11 protein-coding genes are annotated in these 13,635 nt (G+C 67.2%); 6 read left to right on the forward strand and 5 right to left on the reverse strand.

The window, feature by feature from the left end; genetic code table 11:
- From ACTS1X_RS13095 to ACTS1X_RS13110, 4 genes are all read right to left on the reverse strand, one after another.
- On the reverse strand, positions 1-639 hold a 639-nt coding region (locus ACTS1X_RS13095), incomplete at its 3' end, for a metal-dependent hydrolase (protein ID WP_442614850.1).
- Positions 640-645: 6 nt separating this feature from the next.
- Positions 646-1,686: a 2-oxoacid:ferredoxin oxidoreductase subunit beta gene (locus ACTS1X_RS13100; RefSeq protein WP_442614851.1), complete on the reverse strand. Its 1,041-nt coding sequence runs from the start codon at positions 1,684-1,686 to the stop codon at positions 646-648.
- A 271-nt stretch (positions 1,687-1,957) separates the two neighbouring features.
- A complete protein-coding gene (locus ACTS1X_RS13105) occupies positions 1,958-3,832 on the reverse strand; it encodes a 2-oxoacid:acceptor oxidoreductase subunit alpha (protein WP_442614852.1) in 1,875 nt (624 codons plus the stop codon).
- 111 nt (positions 3,833-3,943) lie between these two features.
- Positions 3,944-4,843, reverse strand: coding sequence for a histone deacetylase family protein (locus tag ACTS1X_RS13110; protein ID WP_442614853.1), 900 nt, complete (start codon positions 4,841-4,843; stop codon positions 3,944-3,946).
- 50 nt (positions 4,844-4,893) lie between these two features.
- On the opposite strand from ACTS1X_RS13110, the gene ACTS1X_RS13115 reads away from it, so the two are divergent.
- From ACTS1X_RS13115 to ACTS1X_RS13125, 3 genes are read left to right on the forward strand one after another with little or no spacing between them, the layout of a single operon-like run.
- Positions 4,894-6,237, forward strand: coding sequence for an MATE family efflux transporter (locus tag ACTS1X_RS13115; RefSeq protein ID WP_442614854.1), 1,344 nt, complete (start codon positions 4,894-4,896; stop codon positions 6,235-6,237).
- A 20-nt stretch (positions 6,238-6,257) separates the two neighbouring features.
- Positions 6,258-7,244, forward strand: a complete 987-nt coding sequence (locus tag ACTS1X_RS13120) for an alpha/beta hydrolase (protein WP_442614855.1) — start codon at positions 6,258-6,260, stop codon at positions 7,242-7,244.
- Positions 7,241-7,729, forward strand: coding sequence for an RNA pyrophosphohydrolase (locus tag ACTS1X_RS13125; RefSeq protein ID WP_442614856.1), 489 nt, complete (start codon positions 7,241-7,243; stop codon positions 7,727-7,729). Before ACTS1X_RS13120 ends, ACTS1X_RS13125 begins: the two co-directional genes overlap by 4 nt.
- A gap of 66 nt (positions 7,730-7,795) precedes the next feature.
- Here the strand turns inward: ACTS1X_RS13125 and ACTS1X_RS13130 are convergent, their stop codons facing one another.
- Positions 7,796-9,952 (reverse strand): malate synthase G, encoded by a 2,157-nt coding sequence (locus ACTS1X_RS13130; RefSeq protein ID WP_442614857.1) that lies wholly within the window; start codon positions 9,950-9,952, stop codon positions 7,796-7,798.
- Between the two features lie 133 nt (positions 9,953-10,085).
- On the opposite strand from ACTS1X_RS13130, the gene ACTS1X_RS13135 reads away from it, so the two are divergent.
- Genes ACTS1X_RS13135 through ACTS1X_RS13145 form a run of 3 tightly spaced genes read left to right on the forward strand, consistent with a single transcriptional unit; the run spans position 10,086 to position 13,573 of the window.
- Positions 10,086-11,294, forward strand: coding sequence for a hydrolase (locus ACTS1X_RS13135; protein WP_442614858.1), 1,209 nt, complete (start codon positions 10,086-10,088; stop codon positions 11,292-11,294).
- Entirely contained in the window at positions 11,291-12,307 is a 1,017-nt protein-coding gene (locus ACTS1X_RS13140) for an arginine N-succinyltransferase (protein ID WP_442614859.1), read from the forward strand. Before ACTS1X_RS13135 ends, ACTS1X_RS13140 begins: the two co-directional genes overlap by 4 nt.
- Before the next feature lie 12 nt (positions 12,308-12,319).
- Complete coding sequence (locus ACTS1X_RS13145) at positions 12,320-13,573, forward strand: N-succinylarginine dihydrolase (protein ID WP_442614860.1); 1,254 nt, start codon at positions 12,320-12,322, stop codon at positions 13,571-13,573.
- Positions 13,574-13,635 lie beyond the last annotated feature (62 nt).

Genomic DNA, 13,635 nt, shown 5'->3' on the forward strand with positions numbered 1-13,635 from the left:
GGCGACGACCAGCTCGGCGGGCTCGCCGCGGACTTCGGCGATCTGCCGGGCGGCCAGATGCTCGGCGCGGTTCGAGATCAGGCCGTTGGCGGCGATATAGGCGAGCACGATGGCGCAGGCGGCGATCGCCGGCCGCCGCCAGTTGGCCCGCCCCCGCCGTTCCCGGCGCAGCGACAGCCACAGGGCGGTCCCGAGCGCCGCCCAGACCCAGACATCGATGATGAACAGCGTGTCGCCATAGACCCATCGGCCGGAAAAGGGCTCGAGCAGGCGGATGCCGTAATTGTTCAGATAATCGAGCGCCGGATGGCTGAGCGTTCCGATATAGGCGAGCGCCAGCAGCCAGCCCTTATGGATCGGCAGGCGTTTCTCCGGCCGCTTGCCGCGCCGCGCCTGCCACCGGTCGAAGGCGATCATGATACCGGTGAGCAGGATCGGCAGAATCAGCATCGCCAGCGGCCCGTGCGTAATCCCGCGCCGGATCGCCAGATGCTGATGGCCGCCGAGCAGCGTCGCGACGGCGTCGATGTCGGGAATGTTGGCGGCGATGACGAGCGTCGCCATGCCGAGGCCGGTCTTCTTCTTGAGGCCCATCTGGCCGAGGACCGCCCCGGCCAGGCTATGGGTCAGATTGTCCATCGGGGACTAAAGGTCCGGCCCGTCCTCACCCACCGACCAGGTCTGGCCGTGCTCGATCAGCGCCTGGAGATCGGCCTTCTTGCCTTCCGATACCCGCTTCTTCTGCTCGGTCAGCACCTGGTTGAAGGTCGGGCGCGGATCGTCATAGACGACGCCCAGCGCCATCGGATATTCGCCGAACGGCATCTCGACGAGCATATAGGCGAGCGTGTGGTTGGTCTGGTCGTGGCGCAGCACGCCGGCGGCCTGCCAGTCGCCGTCGACGACATCGACGACGATCGGTTTCAGATGCTCGGGATGCTCGCGGTCGATCGCCAGGCCCTTGGTGCCGTTGGCGAACAGCAGCGGCTCGCCATGTTCGAGCCAGATCTGCGTCTCGGCGGCGGTCTTCTTGTTCGTGAAGTCCTCGAACACGTCTTCGTTGTAGACGATGCAGTTCTGGAAGATTTCGACGAACGCCGTGCCCTTGTGCGCATAGGCGGCCTTGAAGGCGTCGGTCAGCTTCTTGTTGACGTCGATCCCGCGGGCGACGAAGCGCGCGCCCGAGCCGAGCGCGAAGGCGCAGGGATTGACCGGCCGGTCGACCGAGCCGAACGGCGTCGACGGGCTCGTCGTGCCGGTGCGCGAGGTCGGCGAGTACTGCCCCTTGGTCAGGCCGTAAATCTCGTTGTTGAAGAGCAGCACCTGGCAGTCGACATTGCGGCGCAGCAGGTGGAGCATGTGATTGCCGCCGATCGACAGGCCGTCGCCGTCGCCGGTCACCAGCCAGACGTCGAGCTCGGGATTGGCGAGCTTGACGCCGGTCGCGATCGTCGGCGCGCGGCCGTGGATCGTGTGGAAGCCGTAGGTTTCCATATAATAGGGAAAGCGCGACGAGCAGCCGATGCCGGAGACGAACACGGTGTTGGCCGGATCGGCGCCGAGTTCGGGCATGGTCCGCTGCACGGCCTTGAGGATCGCATAGTCGCCGCAACCCGGGCACCAGCGCACTTCCTGATCGGTTTCCCAATCCTTGAGCGTCGTCTCGACGGGGGTCATGTCGTTCATTCTGCTATCCTTCGGTCCGGGCGCAGAGATAAGGGCACGCCCTGTTCAAACTGCCGTCACCCTGAACTTGTTTCAGGGTCCACCGTTCCATCAGCACCGTCTTCGCAGCAGGAAGAGTGGATGCTGAAACAAGTTCAGCATGACGATCTTGGCTTGAGCCGGCTTTGATTGCCCGAACATCCATCGCTGTCCTCAACTGCTCCACAGGAAATAGACGATCGCCAGAACGACGACCAGCATGACCACCAGCGGGGCTACGCTTTTGGGTTTCTCATCCACCGAGATGCTCCTCGATCGCCGCCTCGATCTCGGCGATGCGGAACGGCTGGCCCGACACCTTGTTCAGCGGCCGGGCGTCGACCAGATACTGGTCGCGCAGCACGGTCTTGAGCTGGCCCTTGTTCATTTCGGGGACCAGGATCTTGTCGTAGCTCTTGAGCAGCGCGCCCAGATTGCGGGGCAGCGGCCAGATATGGCGCAGATGGATCTGGGCGACGCTGCGTGCCCTGGAGCGGGCGCGGGCCACGGCCTGGTGGATCGGGCCGTAGGTCGATCCCCATCCGACCACGGCGAGCGTCTCGCCCGCCTCGCCGAGATCGACCTCCTGCTCCGGCACGTCGTCCGCGACGTTCAGGATCTTCTGCGCGCGCAGGTCGGTCATCTCCTGATGGTTCTCGGGCGAATAGTCGATATTGCCGCTGTGCGATCCCTTCTCGATCCCGCCGATCCGGTGCATCAGGCCCGGCGTGCCGGGTTTCACCCAGGGCCGGGCGAGCTTTTCGTCGCGGCTGTACGGGTTGAAATGCTCGCCCTCGCCCGGCGCATCGTCGTGGAAGGAAACCGGGAACGGCTCGAACGTATCGACATCCGGCATCTTCCACGGTTCCGCCGCATTGGCGATATAGCCGTCGGTCAGCAGCATCACCGGCGTCATGAAACGGGTGGCGATGCGGCACGCCTCGATCGCGCACTCGAACGCGTCGGACGGCGAGCGCACGGCGATCACCGGCATCGGCGCATCGCCGTTGCGGCCGTAGACCGCCTGGTAGAGATCGGACTGTTCGGTCTTGGTCGGGAGGCCGGTGGAGGGCCCGCCGCGCTGCGAATTGACGATGACGAGCGGCAGCTCGGTCATGATCGCGAGCCCCATCGCCTCGCCCTTCAGCGCGATGCCGGGGCCGGACGATGACGTCACGCCGAGCGACCCGGCATAGCTGGCGCCGATCGCGGCGCCGATCGCGGCGATCTCGTCCTCCGCCTGGAAGGTCGTCACGCCGAACTGCTTGAGCCGCGAAAGATGGTGGAGGATCGCCGAAGCCGGGGTGATCGGATAGCCGCCGAAGAACATCGGCAGCCCGGCGAGCTTCGCCCCCGCGAGCAGGCCGAGCGAAATCGCCTCGGCGCCGGTGATCGTGCGGTAGAGGCCCGGTTCGGCCGGCGCCGCATCGACATGGCGCGGCTGGAAGGCGTAGCCGAGCTCGGCGGTCTCGCCATAGGCGTGCCCGGCATTGAGCGCGGCGATATTGGCCTCGGCGATTTCGGGCTTTTTCGCGAATTTCGCGTTCAGCCAGTCGACGATCGGCTGGCGCTTGCGGTCGAACATCCAGAGCGCCAGGCCCAGCGTCCACATATTCTTGCAGCGCAGCGCTTCCTTGTTGCTGAGGCCGAACGGCTTCACCGCTTCCAGGGTCATTTCCGACATGTCGAGCGAGAGCAGCTGCCATTTGGCCAGCGACCCGTCCTCGAGCGGGTTTTCGTCGTAACCGGCCTTGGAGAGGTTGCGGTCGCCGAACGCGCCGCTGTCGGCGATGATCAGCCCGCCTTCGCGCAAATCGCCGACATTGGTCTTGAGCGCCGCCGGGTTCATCGCGACGAGCACGTCGGGCGCGTCGCCTGCCGTGCGGATCGCATGGCTGCCGAAATGGATCTGGAAGGCGGACACGCCGAACAGGGTGCCCTGCGGCGCCCGGATTTCCGCGGGAAAGTCGGGGAAGGTCGCGAGATCGTTGCCCGCCAGCGCCGTCGACAGGGTGAACTGCCCGCCGGTCAGCTGCATCCCGTCGCCGCTGTCGCCCGCGAAGCGGACGACGACCGAGGCCGCGTCCTCGGGAGCGTTGTGTTTGATCGGTTTCGCCGCGCTGGCCATCAGTTTACTCGCATTGTTCCTCGTCGGTCTTCCTATGCACAGCCGGGACGCGGAACAAAATAGAAAAAATCGATAGCGATTCAGCGATACTTCGCCGCTTCTCCGGCCGTTTCACCGGGCCGCCTCGTCGGCCAGCGCGAGGATCGTCCGCACATGCCGCGCCGCGACCTCGCCATGATCGTCGCCATAGCCGCCGCCCAGCACGCTGGCGAGCGGAACGCCGCGCCGTCGCGCTTCGGCCATCACATGGCGGTCGCGCGCCTCGAGGCCGGCATCGCTCAGACCCAGTCTGCCGAGCCGGTCGTCGCGATGCGGATCGACGCCCGCCTGGTACAGGATGATCTCGGGCCCGAACTGATCGAGAACCGCCGGCAGCGATTTTTCCAGCGCCGCCAGATAGCCATCGTCTCCCAGCCCATCCGGCAGGCCGATATCGAGCGAGGAGCGCGCCTTGCGGGCCGGGAAATTCTTCTCCGCATGGACCGACAGGGTGAAGATGTCGGGCCGTCCGGCCAGCAGCACGGCCGTCCCGTCGCCCTGGTGCACGTCGCAATCGAGGACGAGCACGCGGCGCGCGCGGCCTTCCGCGACCAGGCGGTTGGCCGCGACCGCCAGATCGTTGAGCACGCAATAGCCGGCCCCGGTATCGGGCAGGGCATGGTGGCTGCCGCCCGCGCCGTTCGCCGCATAGCCATGTTCGAGCGCGAGGCAGGCGGCGAGCCATGTCCCGCCCTGGGCGAGCAGCGAGCGTTCGCGGATGGCGGGCGTCACCGCGAAGCCGATCCGCCGTTCCTTCGCCTGCGGCACCGCCGCGGCCATCACCTCGTCGACATAATCGGCGTCGTGCACGGCCTCGATCCATCGGCGCGGCATCGGCTCGGGCGCATGGACGGCGGCGGCCCGCCCGCTGTCGGCGAGCGCGTCCCGGACCAGCCCGTATTTGTTGAACCGGAAGGCGCTGCCCTTCGGCGCGGGCGCGACATAGCCGGGATGATGGACGAAATGCAGCATCGGAAATGCATATAGGCGCTTCGTCGCCGACGGACTATGACCGGCGCTCCATGCACCGGCCCCTCGCCTCCCACGACCCGCGCGCCATCTGGTCGATCGCCATTCCCGCCATGGCGACCAATGTCGCGACGGCGCTGATCGGGATCGCCGATATCTGGATCATCGGCCAGCTCGGCGATGCCGGGGCGCAGGGCGCGGTGGAGCTCGGCGCGCGGCTGCTGATGAGCCTGCTCGTCGTGTTCAACTTCCTCAAGACCGCGACGACGGGGCTCACCGCCCAGGCCGCCGGGCAGCGCAACGAGCAGGAGAAGATGGCCGCGCTGCTGCGGGCATCGGTCATCGCGCTGGCGATCGGCCTGATCCTGCTCGCGACCAAGCCGCTGACCGTGCCGCTCGGCCTCGACCTGCTCGAGGCGGGCGACGAGGTGCGGGCGGACGCGGCGCTCTATATCGACATCCGCTTCTGGGCGGCGCCGGCCTGGCTGCTCAACGCGGCGCTGGTCGGCTGGCTGATCGGGCTGCGGCGCGTGCGGACCGTCCTCGTCGTCGAGGTGGCGGTGAACCTGATCCATGTCGGGCTCGGCGTGCTGTTCGTGCTGGTCTGGGACATGGGCGTTGCGGGGATCGCCTATGCGACGCTGATCTCGGAAACCGGCAAGCTCGCCATGCTGCTCGTCGCCCTGCTGCCCAGCGCCCGGTTTTCGGCCTTCGCCGCGGCGGCGCGCCGGCCCGACCTGTGGGAGGCCGGTCGGATGGGCGCGCTGTTCCGCGTCAACCGCGACCTGTTCCTGCGCACCCTGCTGCTGACCGCGGCGATCCTGCTCGTGACCCGCCAGGGCGCGATCCAGGGCACGACGATCCTCGCCGCCAACGCCATCCTCTTCCAGATGTTCATGCTGACCGCGCTGCTGCTCGACGGGTTCGAGAATGCCGCGCAGGTGCTCTGCGGCGAGACGATCGGCGCGCGGGACCGGGACGGGTTCGACAAGACGGTGCGGCGGATCATGCTGCGCGGCATCGGAACCGCGCTGATCGTCACCGCCTTTTTCGCCGTCGCGTCCGGCCCGTTGGTGGCCAGCTTCTCGACCGATCCGGCGGTCGTCGGGACCGTGCTGCGCTACGATATCTGGCTGCTCGCCCTGCCGCTCGCCGGCGTCGCCTCCTTCGTCATGGACGGGGTGTTCGTCGGCGCGACCTGGACGCGGGCGATGCTCGGCACGATGGCCGCCGCCTTCATCGCCTATGGCGCGATGCTCTGGCTGACGACGCCGCTCGGCAATCACGGCCTCTGGCTGAGCTTCACCGTGTTCCTGCTGATCCGCGCGGCCGGCCAGTTCCTGCTGACCCCGCGACTTGCCGCCCGCACGTTTGCGCCTATAACGGCCGAAAAATAGACGACATCCGGAGATACCCGATGGCCCCAACGACACCCTATGTCCGCCCCGACGTGCAGATGATGCTCGACCTGCTGAAGGCGCAGGAAGGCCCGAAGACGCACGAAACCGATCCCGCGACCGCCCGCGCGCTGATGGACATGGTCTTCACCATGGCCGAACGCCCGGCCGGCGAACTGGCGGTCAAGCGCGATTTCACGCTGCCCGGCCCGGCCGGCGACATCCCCGCCCGGCTCTACGACCCGCGCGAGAGCCGCGAGCCCGGCCCGGTCGTGGTCTTCTACCATGGCGGCGGGTTCGTGATCGGCAATCTCGAAACCCATGACGGGCTGTGCGCCGAAACCGCGCGGACGCTGGACCTGCCGGTGGTGTCGGTCGACTATCGCCTCGCGCCCGAAGCGCCCTTCCCCGCCGCGCCCGACGACTGTGTCGCCGCCGCGCGCTGGATTGCGACGAGCCCGGACGAGTTGGGCCTCGACGTCACCGGGCTGATCCCGGCCGGCGACAGCGCGGGCGGCAATCTTGCCGCGGTGACCTCGCTCGCACTGCGCGACGAACCGGCGGACGTTCCCGTCATCGCGCAATGGCTGATCTATCCGGCGACCGACATGAGCGCCGGCGGCGGCTCGATGGACGATTTCGCCGAAGGCTTCCTGCTCGAAGCGGCGACGATGGAATGGTTCGGCAATCATTATGCCGGCGACGAGACGGACTGGCGGCTCAATCCGGTGCTCAAGGAGACGGCGGGACTGCCGCCGACCGTACTGGTGACCGCGGGTCTCGATCCCCTGCGCGACCAGGGCCGCGAATATGCGGGCAAGCTGATCGCCGGCGGCGTCCACACCGTCTATCGCGAGGCGAGCGGCAATATCCACGGTTTCGCGAACCTCAGGAAGATCATCCCCTCGGCGCATGACGATGTCGTCGCCTGTCTCGACGCGCTCAAGCTGATTCTCGCCGAAGTCGGGGCCGAGGCCACGCCGGAACAGGCCGCCGCCGCCGAATGAGCAAGGGCGAAGGCCTGCCGTACCGGCCCTGCGCCGGAGTGATGCTGCTGAACAGGGACAGGCGGGTTTTCGTCGGCCAGCGGACCGATCATCGCGAGCATGAATGGAGCGGCGCGTGGCAGATGCCGCAGGGCGGGATTGACCCCGGAGAGGCGCCGGAAGAGGCCGCCTTTCGCGAACTCGAGGAGGAAACCGGCATCGCGAGCGCCAAGGCGACGCTCGTCGCGCAGGCCTCGCGGGAACTGATCTACGACCTGCCCGAGGAACTGATCGGCAAGGTCTGGAAGGGCAAATATCGCGGCCAGCGGCAAAGCTGGTTCCTGATGCGCTTCGAGGGCGCGGATTCCGACGTCAATATCGAGACCGCGCACCAGGAATTCCGCGCCTGGAAATGGGCCGAACCCGCCGAACTGCCGGGCCTGATCGTGCCGTTCAAAAGGCAGCTTTACAAAGAGCTTCTGGCCGAATTTTCAGACTATTTGTGAGATCGCCTGCGGCTCTGGATTGCTTCGTCGCTCCGCTCCTCGCAATGACGATGCAAACTGGACCGGTTACTCGCCCTTCACCTTGCGCCGATAGGCGTGGAGCAGCGGCTCGGTATAGCCGCTGGGCTGCGCGGCGCCTTCGAACACCAGCGCGCGGGCGGCCTGGAAGGCGATGCTGTCCGGGTTCCCGGTCATCGCCACATAGGCCGGGTCGCCGACATTCTGCGCGTCGACCTTGGCCGCCATGCGGGAGAGCGCTGCATCGACCTCCTCGGTGCTGCACACGCCATGGTGGAGCCAGTTGGCCATGTGCTGCGAGCTGATCCGCAGGGTCGCGCGGTCCTCCATCAGGCCGACATCGTGGATATCGGGCACCTTGGAGCAGCCGACGCCCTGGTCGATCCAGCGCACGACATAACCGAGAATGCCCTGCGCATTGTTGTCGAGCTCCTCGCGGATTTCGTCCGGCGACCAGTTGGTGCCGTCAGCCAGCGGAATGGTGAGGAGTTTTTCCAGCGGCGGGATCGGCTCGTCGGCCAGCTCCTTCTGCCGTTCGAACACGTCGACGCGATGATAGTGGAGCGCATGCAGGGTCGCGCCGGTCGGGCTCGGCACCCAGGCGGTGTTCGCGCCGCTCTGCGGATGGCCGATCTTGGCCTCCATCATGTCCGCCATCAGGTCGGGCGCGGGCCACATGCCCTTGCCGATCTGCGCCTTGCCGGAAAAGCCGGCGGCGAGCCCGATGCGGACGTTGCGCGCCTCATAGGCCTGAAGCCAGTCCGCCTCCTTGATCGCCGCCTTGCGCATCATCGCGCCGGCCCGCATCGAGGTGTGGATCTCGTCCCCGGTGCGGTCGAGGAACCCCGTGTTGATGAAGACGATCCGGTCCTTCACGGCATGGATACAGGCGGCGAGATTGGCGGACGTCCGGCGCTCCTCGTCCATCACGCCGACTTTCAGCGTGTGCCGGTCGAGCCCCAGCATGTCCTCGATCGCGTCGAACAGCCGGTCGGTGAAGGCGCATTCCTCGGGCCCGTGCATCTTGGGCTTCACGATATAGACCGAGCCGGCGCGGCTGTTGCGGTATCGCCCCAGCCCTTTGAGGTCGTGCATCGCGATCAGGCTGGTCATGATCCCGTCGAGAATGCCCTCGGGCGCTTCCGATCCGTCCGGCAGCAGCACCGCCGGATTGGTCATCAGATGTCCGACATTGCGGACGAACAGCAGGCTGCGACCGGGCAAAACAAGTTCATCCGTTAGTCCTGAGCCTGTCGAAGCCCGTTTCTCCGCCGATAGACGTCCTTCGACGGGCTCAGGACTAACGGGCGTGTATCGCCGGTCTTCCGCGAGCGCGCGCGTCATCGTCCGGCCGCCCTTGTCGAACTCCGCCTCGAGATCGCCGCGCATCAGGCCGAGCCAGTGGCGATAGGCGAGCACCTTGTCCTCGGCGTCGACGGCCGCGACCGAATCCTCGAGATCGACGATCGTCGTCAGCGCCGCCTCGACGATGACATCGGCGATACCGGCGGGGTCGGTCTTCCCGATCGGATGATCGCGGTCGATCACGATTTCGAGGTGCAGGCCGTTGTGGCGGAACAGCATCGATTCGCCGTCCGTTCCGACGAGCTGGGCCGGGTCCTGCAGATCGGGCGCGCCGCCCGCATAGTCGGTCCAACTGCCGCCAGCCAGCGGCAGGAATTCGTCGAGCAGGTTGCGCGCCGCCGCGATCACCTGCGCGCCCCGTTCGGCGTCGTAACCGCCCGGCTTCGGGCTGCCGGGCAGCACGTCGGTGCCGTACAGCGCGTCGTACAGGCTGCCCCAGCGCGCATTGGCGGCGTTCAGGAGGAAGCGGTCGTTGAGCACCGGTACGACGAGCTGCGGCCCGGCGATCCGCGCGACCTCGTCGTCGACATTCTTGGTGCCGATGGTGAAGGGACCGGGTTCCGGGACGAGATAGCCGATCTCGGTCAGGAAGGCGCGATATTCGCCCATGGCGATGGGCTGGCCCTTGCGCGCCTCGTGCCACGCGTCGATTCGCGATTGCAGCTGCTCGCGTTTTTCGAGCAGCGCGCGGTTTTCGGGCGCGAAATCGCGATAGATCGCCGCAGTGCCGGCCCAGAAATCGTCGGCCGCGATGGCGAGCCCGTCCAGCGCCTCGGTTTCGACGAAGCGGGCGAGACGCGAATCCACGCGCAGGCCCGCGCGTTCGACATGGTCAGACATGGATACTCCCTGTTCGCACGGCGGTTCGCCGTTATTCAACAAGATCCGGGGAGGAGCGAGTGGGCGTATGCCGTGTCGGGATTGGGGATGCAAGGTGGTGACGCACGGCCCGTCCCGGCCTAAGGCGGTCGCGATGACACAGATGACGAAAGACGAACGCGACGCCCTCGACCGCGCGGCGGCAGAGCCCATGCTCGACCAGACCGAGCGCTGGGCGAAGATCAACAGCGGCTCGGCCAATCTGGGCGGACTGGCGCGCGTCGCGGGCGAGCTTGCCGATGCCTTTGCGGCGCTCCCCGGCGATCTCGAACTGGCCGATCCGGTAGCCGGCGAGATCGTCCGGCCCGACGGGTCGGTGGTCGCGCGCGAGACGGGCCAGAATTTGCACGTGACGGTCCGCCCGGAGGCGCCGGTGCAGGTGCTTCTCACCGGCCATATGGACACGGTGTTCGGCGAGACCCATCCGTTCCAGGACCTGACCTGGCTCGACGACAACACGCTGAACGGCCCGGGCGTCACCGACATGAAGGGCTGTATCGCTCTGATGCTCTCGGCGCTGAAGGCTGTGGAAGTGTCGCCGCTGGCCGAACGGATCGGCTATGAGGTCGTCATCAATTCGGACGAGGAGATCGGCTCGCCGGGCTCGGCGGCGCTGCTCGCGCGGGCGGCGAAGGGCAAGCTCGCCGCGCTGACCTACGAACCCGCGCTGCCCGACGGCACCTTGGCCGGCGCGCGCGGCGGCAGTGGCAACTGGTCGATCGTCATCACCGGGAAAAGCGCCCATGCCGGCCGCAACCCCGAAGAGGGGCGCAGCGCGCTGCTCGCCGCGGCGGAACTCGCGCTGAAGCTCGAAGCGGGGATCGGGCCGGGGCTCAAGGTCAATCCTGCGAAGATCGAGGGCGGCGGCGCGAACAATGTCGTGCCCGATCACGCCGTGCTGCGCCTCAACATGCGGCCCGAGACGCTGGAGGATCAGGAACGCGCGCAGACGCTGCTCGACGAAGCGATCGCCGAAATCGGCGCGCGGCGCGAGGTTGCCATCCATGTCCATGGCGGCTTCGGCCGCCCGCCCAAGCCGATCGATCCGGAGGCCGAGAAGCTGTTCGGGCTCGTCCGGGAATGCGGCGCCGATCTCGGCCTCGCAATCGCCTGGAAATCGACGGGCGGGGTATGCGACGGCAACAATATCGCGGCCTGCGGGGTGCCCGTCGTCGACACGATGGGGGTGCGCGGCGGCGCGATCCATTCGCCGGACGAGTTTCTGATTGTCGATAGCCTGCCGGAACGGGCCCAGCTTTCCACGCTGGTGCTGCTCCGGCTCGCCCAGAGGGGAAGATTATGAGTTTCGTTGTCCGGGCCGCGCGCCGCGACGATGTCGACCAGCTGTACGAAATGGCCAAGCTGACCGGGGGCGGATTCACCAACCTGCCGCCCGACCGCGCGGCGCTCAACGAGAAGCTCGCCCGGTCCGAAGAGGCGTTCGCCAAGACCGGGGGCGAATCGGCCAACGACCTGTTCCTGCTCGCGCTCGAAAACACCGAAACCGGACAGGTGCGCGGCACGGCGCAGATCTTCGCGGCGGTCGGCAAGCGCTGGCCCTTCTACAGCTATCGGATCAACACCTATACGCAGCACAGCCAGGAGCTCGACCGGACCTTCACCTCGAAAATCCTGTCGCTGACGACGGATTATGAAGGCGCGTCGGAGGTCGGCGGGCTGTTCCTCCATCCGGGCGAGCGCGCCGGCGGGCTCGGCATGCTGCTCGCGCGCAGCCGATACCTGTTCATCGCGATGCATCGCGAACGGTTCGGGGAGAAGGTGATCGCCGAGCTGCGCGGCGTGATCGACGAGGCGGGCGGATCGGCCTTCTGGGACGCGCTGGCGGGCAAGTTCTTCGGCATGTCCTTCCAGGAAGCCGACGAGTTCAACGCGCGCAACGGCCACCAGTTCATCGCCGACCTGATGCCCAAACATCCGATCTATCTGAACATGCTGCCCGAAAGCGCGCGCTCGGTAATCGGCGTGCCGCATCCGTCGGGACGCGCGGCGATGCGGATGCTCGAAAAGGAAGGCTTCCGCTACAATAACTATATCGACATCTTCGACGGCGGCCCGACGATGGAAGCCGATATCGACCGGGTGAAGAGCGTCGCGGAATCGCGCGCGGCGACGATCGCGGCGGTCGACGGCGGCGACGCGACCCAGTCGCTGGCCGCCACCGGCACGCTCGAGACGTTCCGCTGCTGCTATGCCGCCATCGTGATGCGCGGCGACCAGGAGGTGGAGATCGACGCGCAGGCGGCGAAGATGCTGAACGCCGATACCGGCGCCGCGATCCGCTACGTGCCGCGATAGGGGACCGGCGTCATGGCTTTGGCAGAGATCAATTTCGACGGCATCATCGGTCCGTCGCACAATTATGCGGGGCTCAGCCTCGGCAACCTCGCCTCGGCGAAAAATGCCGGGCGGATCTCGGAGCCGCGGGCGGCCGCGCTGCAGGGCATCGAGAAGATGCGCGCCAATATCCGGCTCGGACTGGCGCAAGGCGCGTTCCTCCCGCAGCGGCGGCCCGACACCGCCTGGCTCGAACGCCTGGGCACCGACGCCGCCCGTGCCGGCCCGGCGCTGCTCGCCAACGCCATGTCCGCCTCCTCGATGTGGACCGCCAATGCGGCGACCGTATCGCCCGCGCCCGACACCGGCGACGGCCGTTGCCACCTGACGTCGGCGAACCTCGTGACGATGCCGCACCGCAGCCATGAATGGCCGGAAACCATGGCGCAGCTTCGGACCGCCTTTGCGGACGCAGCGCATTTCGCCATTCACGACCCGGTGCCCGCGCCGTTCGGCGACGAGGGCGCGGCGAATTTCATGCGGCTCGCCTCGTGCCATGCCGAGCCCGGTATCGAGATCTTCGTCTATGGCGAGAGCGGCGGCCCCTTTCCCGCCCGCCAGCATGTCGAAGCCTCCAAGGCGGTCGCGCGCAAGCACCGGCTCGATCCCGACCGGACGCTGTTCGTCGAACAGTCGCCCGCCGCGATCGCCGCCGGCGCCTTCCACAACGACGTCGTCGCCGTCGCCAACGAGACCGTCCTGTTCTGCCACGAACAGGCCTTCACCGAGCCCGCCAAGTTCCATGACGGGCTGCGCGCGCTGATGCCGGACGTCGTCATCGTCGAGGTGCCCGCGGACCGGGTGTCGCTTCGGGAGGCGATCAAGACCTATCTGTTCAACGCCCAGCTCGTGACGCTGCCCGAGGGCGGGATGGCGCTGATCCTCCCGACGGAATCCCGCGAAAGCGAAGCCGTCTGGACCTGGCTGGAAGAGATGGTCGCGGGCAACGGGCCGATCCGCAAGCTGATCCCCGTCGATGTGCGCCAGTCGATGGCGAATGGCGGCGGACCGGCCTGCCTGCGCCTGCGCGTCCTCGCCGATCCGGGCACTGTCGATCCGCGTTTCCTGATGGACGAACCCAAGCTCGACGCTATCGCCGAGGTGATCGCGGCGGAATGGCCGGAGGCGATCGACGGCGGCGCGTTGAACGACCCCGCCCTGTGGGACCGGATCGCGAGCGCGCGAAAGGCGCTGTACGAGACGCTGTCCCTGACCGAACTGATCTGAACGCCATTGTCGGATTAACTTACAGTTTACCATATTCCTTAAAGACGGAATCCCGGATTTCC

The sequence above is a fragment of the Parasphingopyxis sp. genome (assembly GCF_052168275.1).
In the GTDB taxonomy this organism is placed as follows: domain Bacteria; phylum Pseudomonadota; class Alphaproteobacteria; order Sphingomonadales; family Sphingomonadaceae; genus Parasphingopyxis.

Excerpts from the sequence above, each read along its gene's own strand:
- ACTS1X_RS13105 (WP_442614852.1), bottom strand. The coding sequence starts at position 3,832 with ATGGCCAGCGCGGCGAAACCGATCAAACACAACGCTCCCGAGGACGCG.
- ACTS1X_RS13145 (WP_442614860.1), top strand. The coding sequence starts at position 12,320 with ATGGCTTTGGCAGAGATCAATTTCGACGGCATCATCGGTCCGTCGCAC.
- ACTS1X_RS13115 (WP_442614854.1), top strand. The coding sequence starts at position 4,894 with ATGCACCGGCCCCTCGCCTCCCACGACCCGCGCGCCATCTGGTCGATC.
- ACTS1X_RS13110 (WP_442614853.1), bottom strand. The coding sequence starts at position 4,843 with ATGCTGCATTTCGTCCATCATCCCGGCTATGTCGCGCCCGCGCCGAAG.
- ACTS1X_RS13140 (WP_442614859.1), top strand. The coding sequence starts at position 11,291 with ATGAGTTTCGTTGTCCGGGCCGCGCGCCGCGACGATGTCGACCAGCTG.
- ACTS1X_RS13135 (WP_442614858.1), top strand. The coding sequence starts at position 10,086 with ATGACACAGATGACGAAAGACGAACGCGACGCCCTCGACCGCGCGGCG.
- ACTS1X_RS13130 (WP_442614857.1), bottom strand. The coding sequence starts at position 9,952 with ATGTCTGACCATGTCGAACGCGCGGGCCTGCGCGTGGATTCGCGTCTC.
- ACTS1X_RS13125 (WP_442614856.1), top strand. The coding sequence starts at position 7,241 with ATGAGCAAGGGCGAAGGCCTGCCGTACCGGCCCTGCGCCGGAGTGATG.
- ACTS1X_RS13100 (WP_442614851.1), bottom strand. The coding sequence starts at position 1,686 with ATGAACGACATGACCCCCGTCGAGACGACGCTCAAGGATTGGGAAACC.
- ACTS1X_RS13120 (WP_442614855.1), top strand. The coding sequence starts at position 6,258 with ATGGCCCCAACGACACCCTATGTCCGCCCCGACGTGCAGATGATGCTC.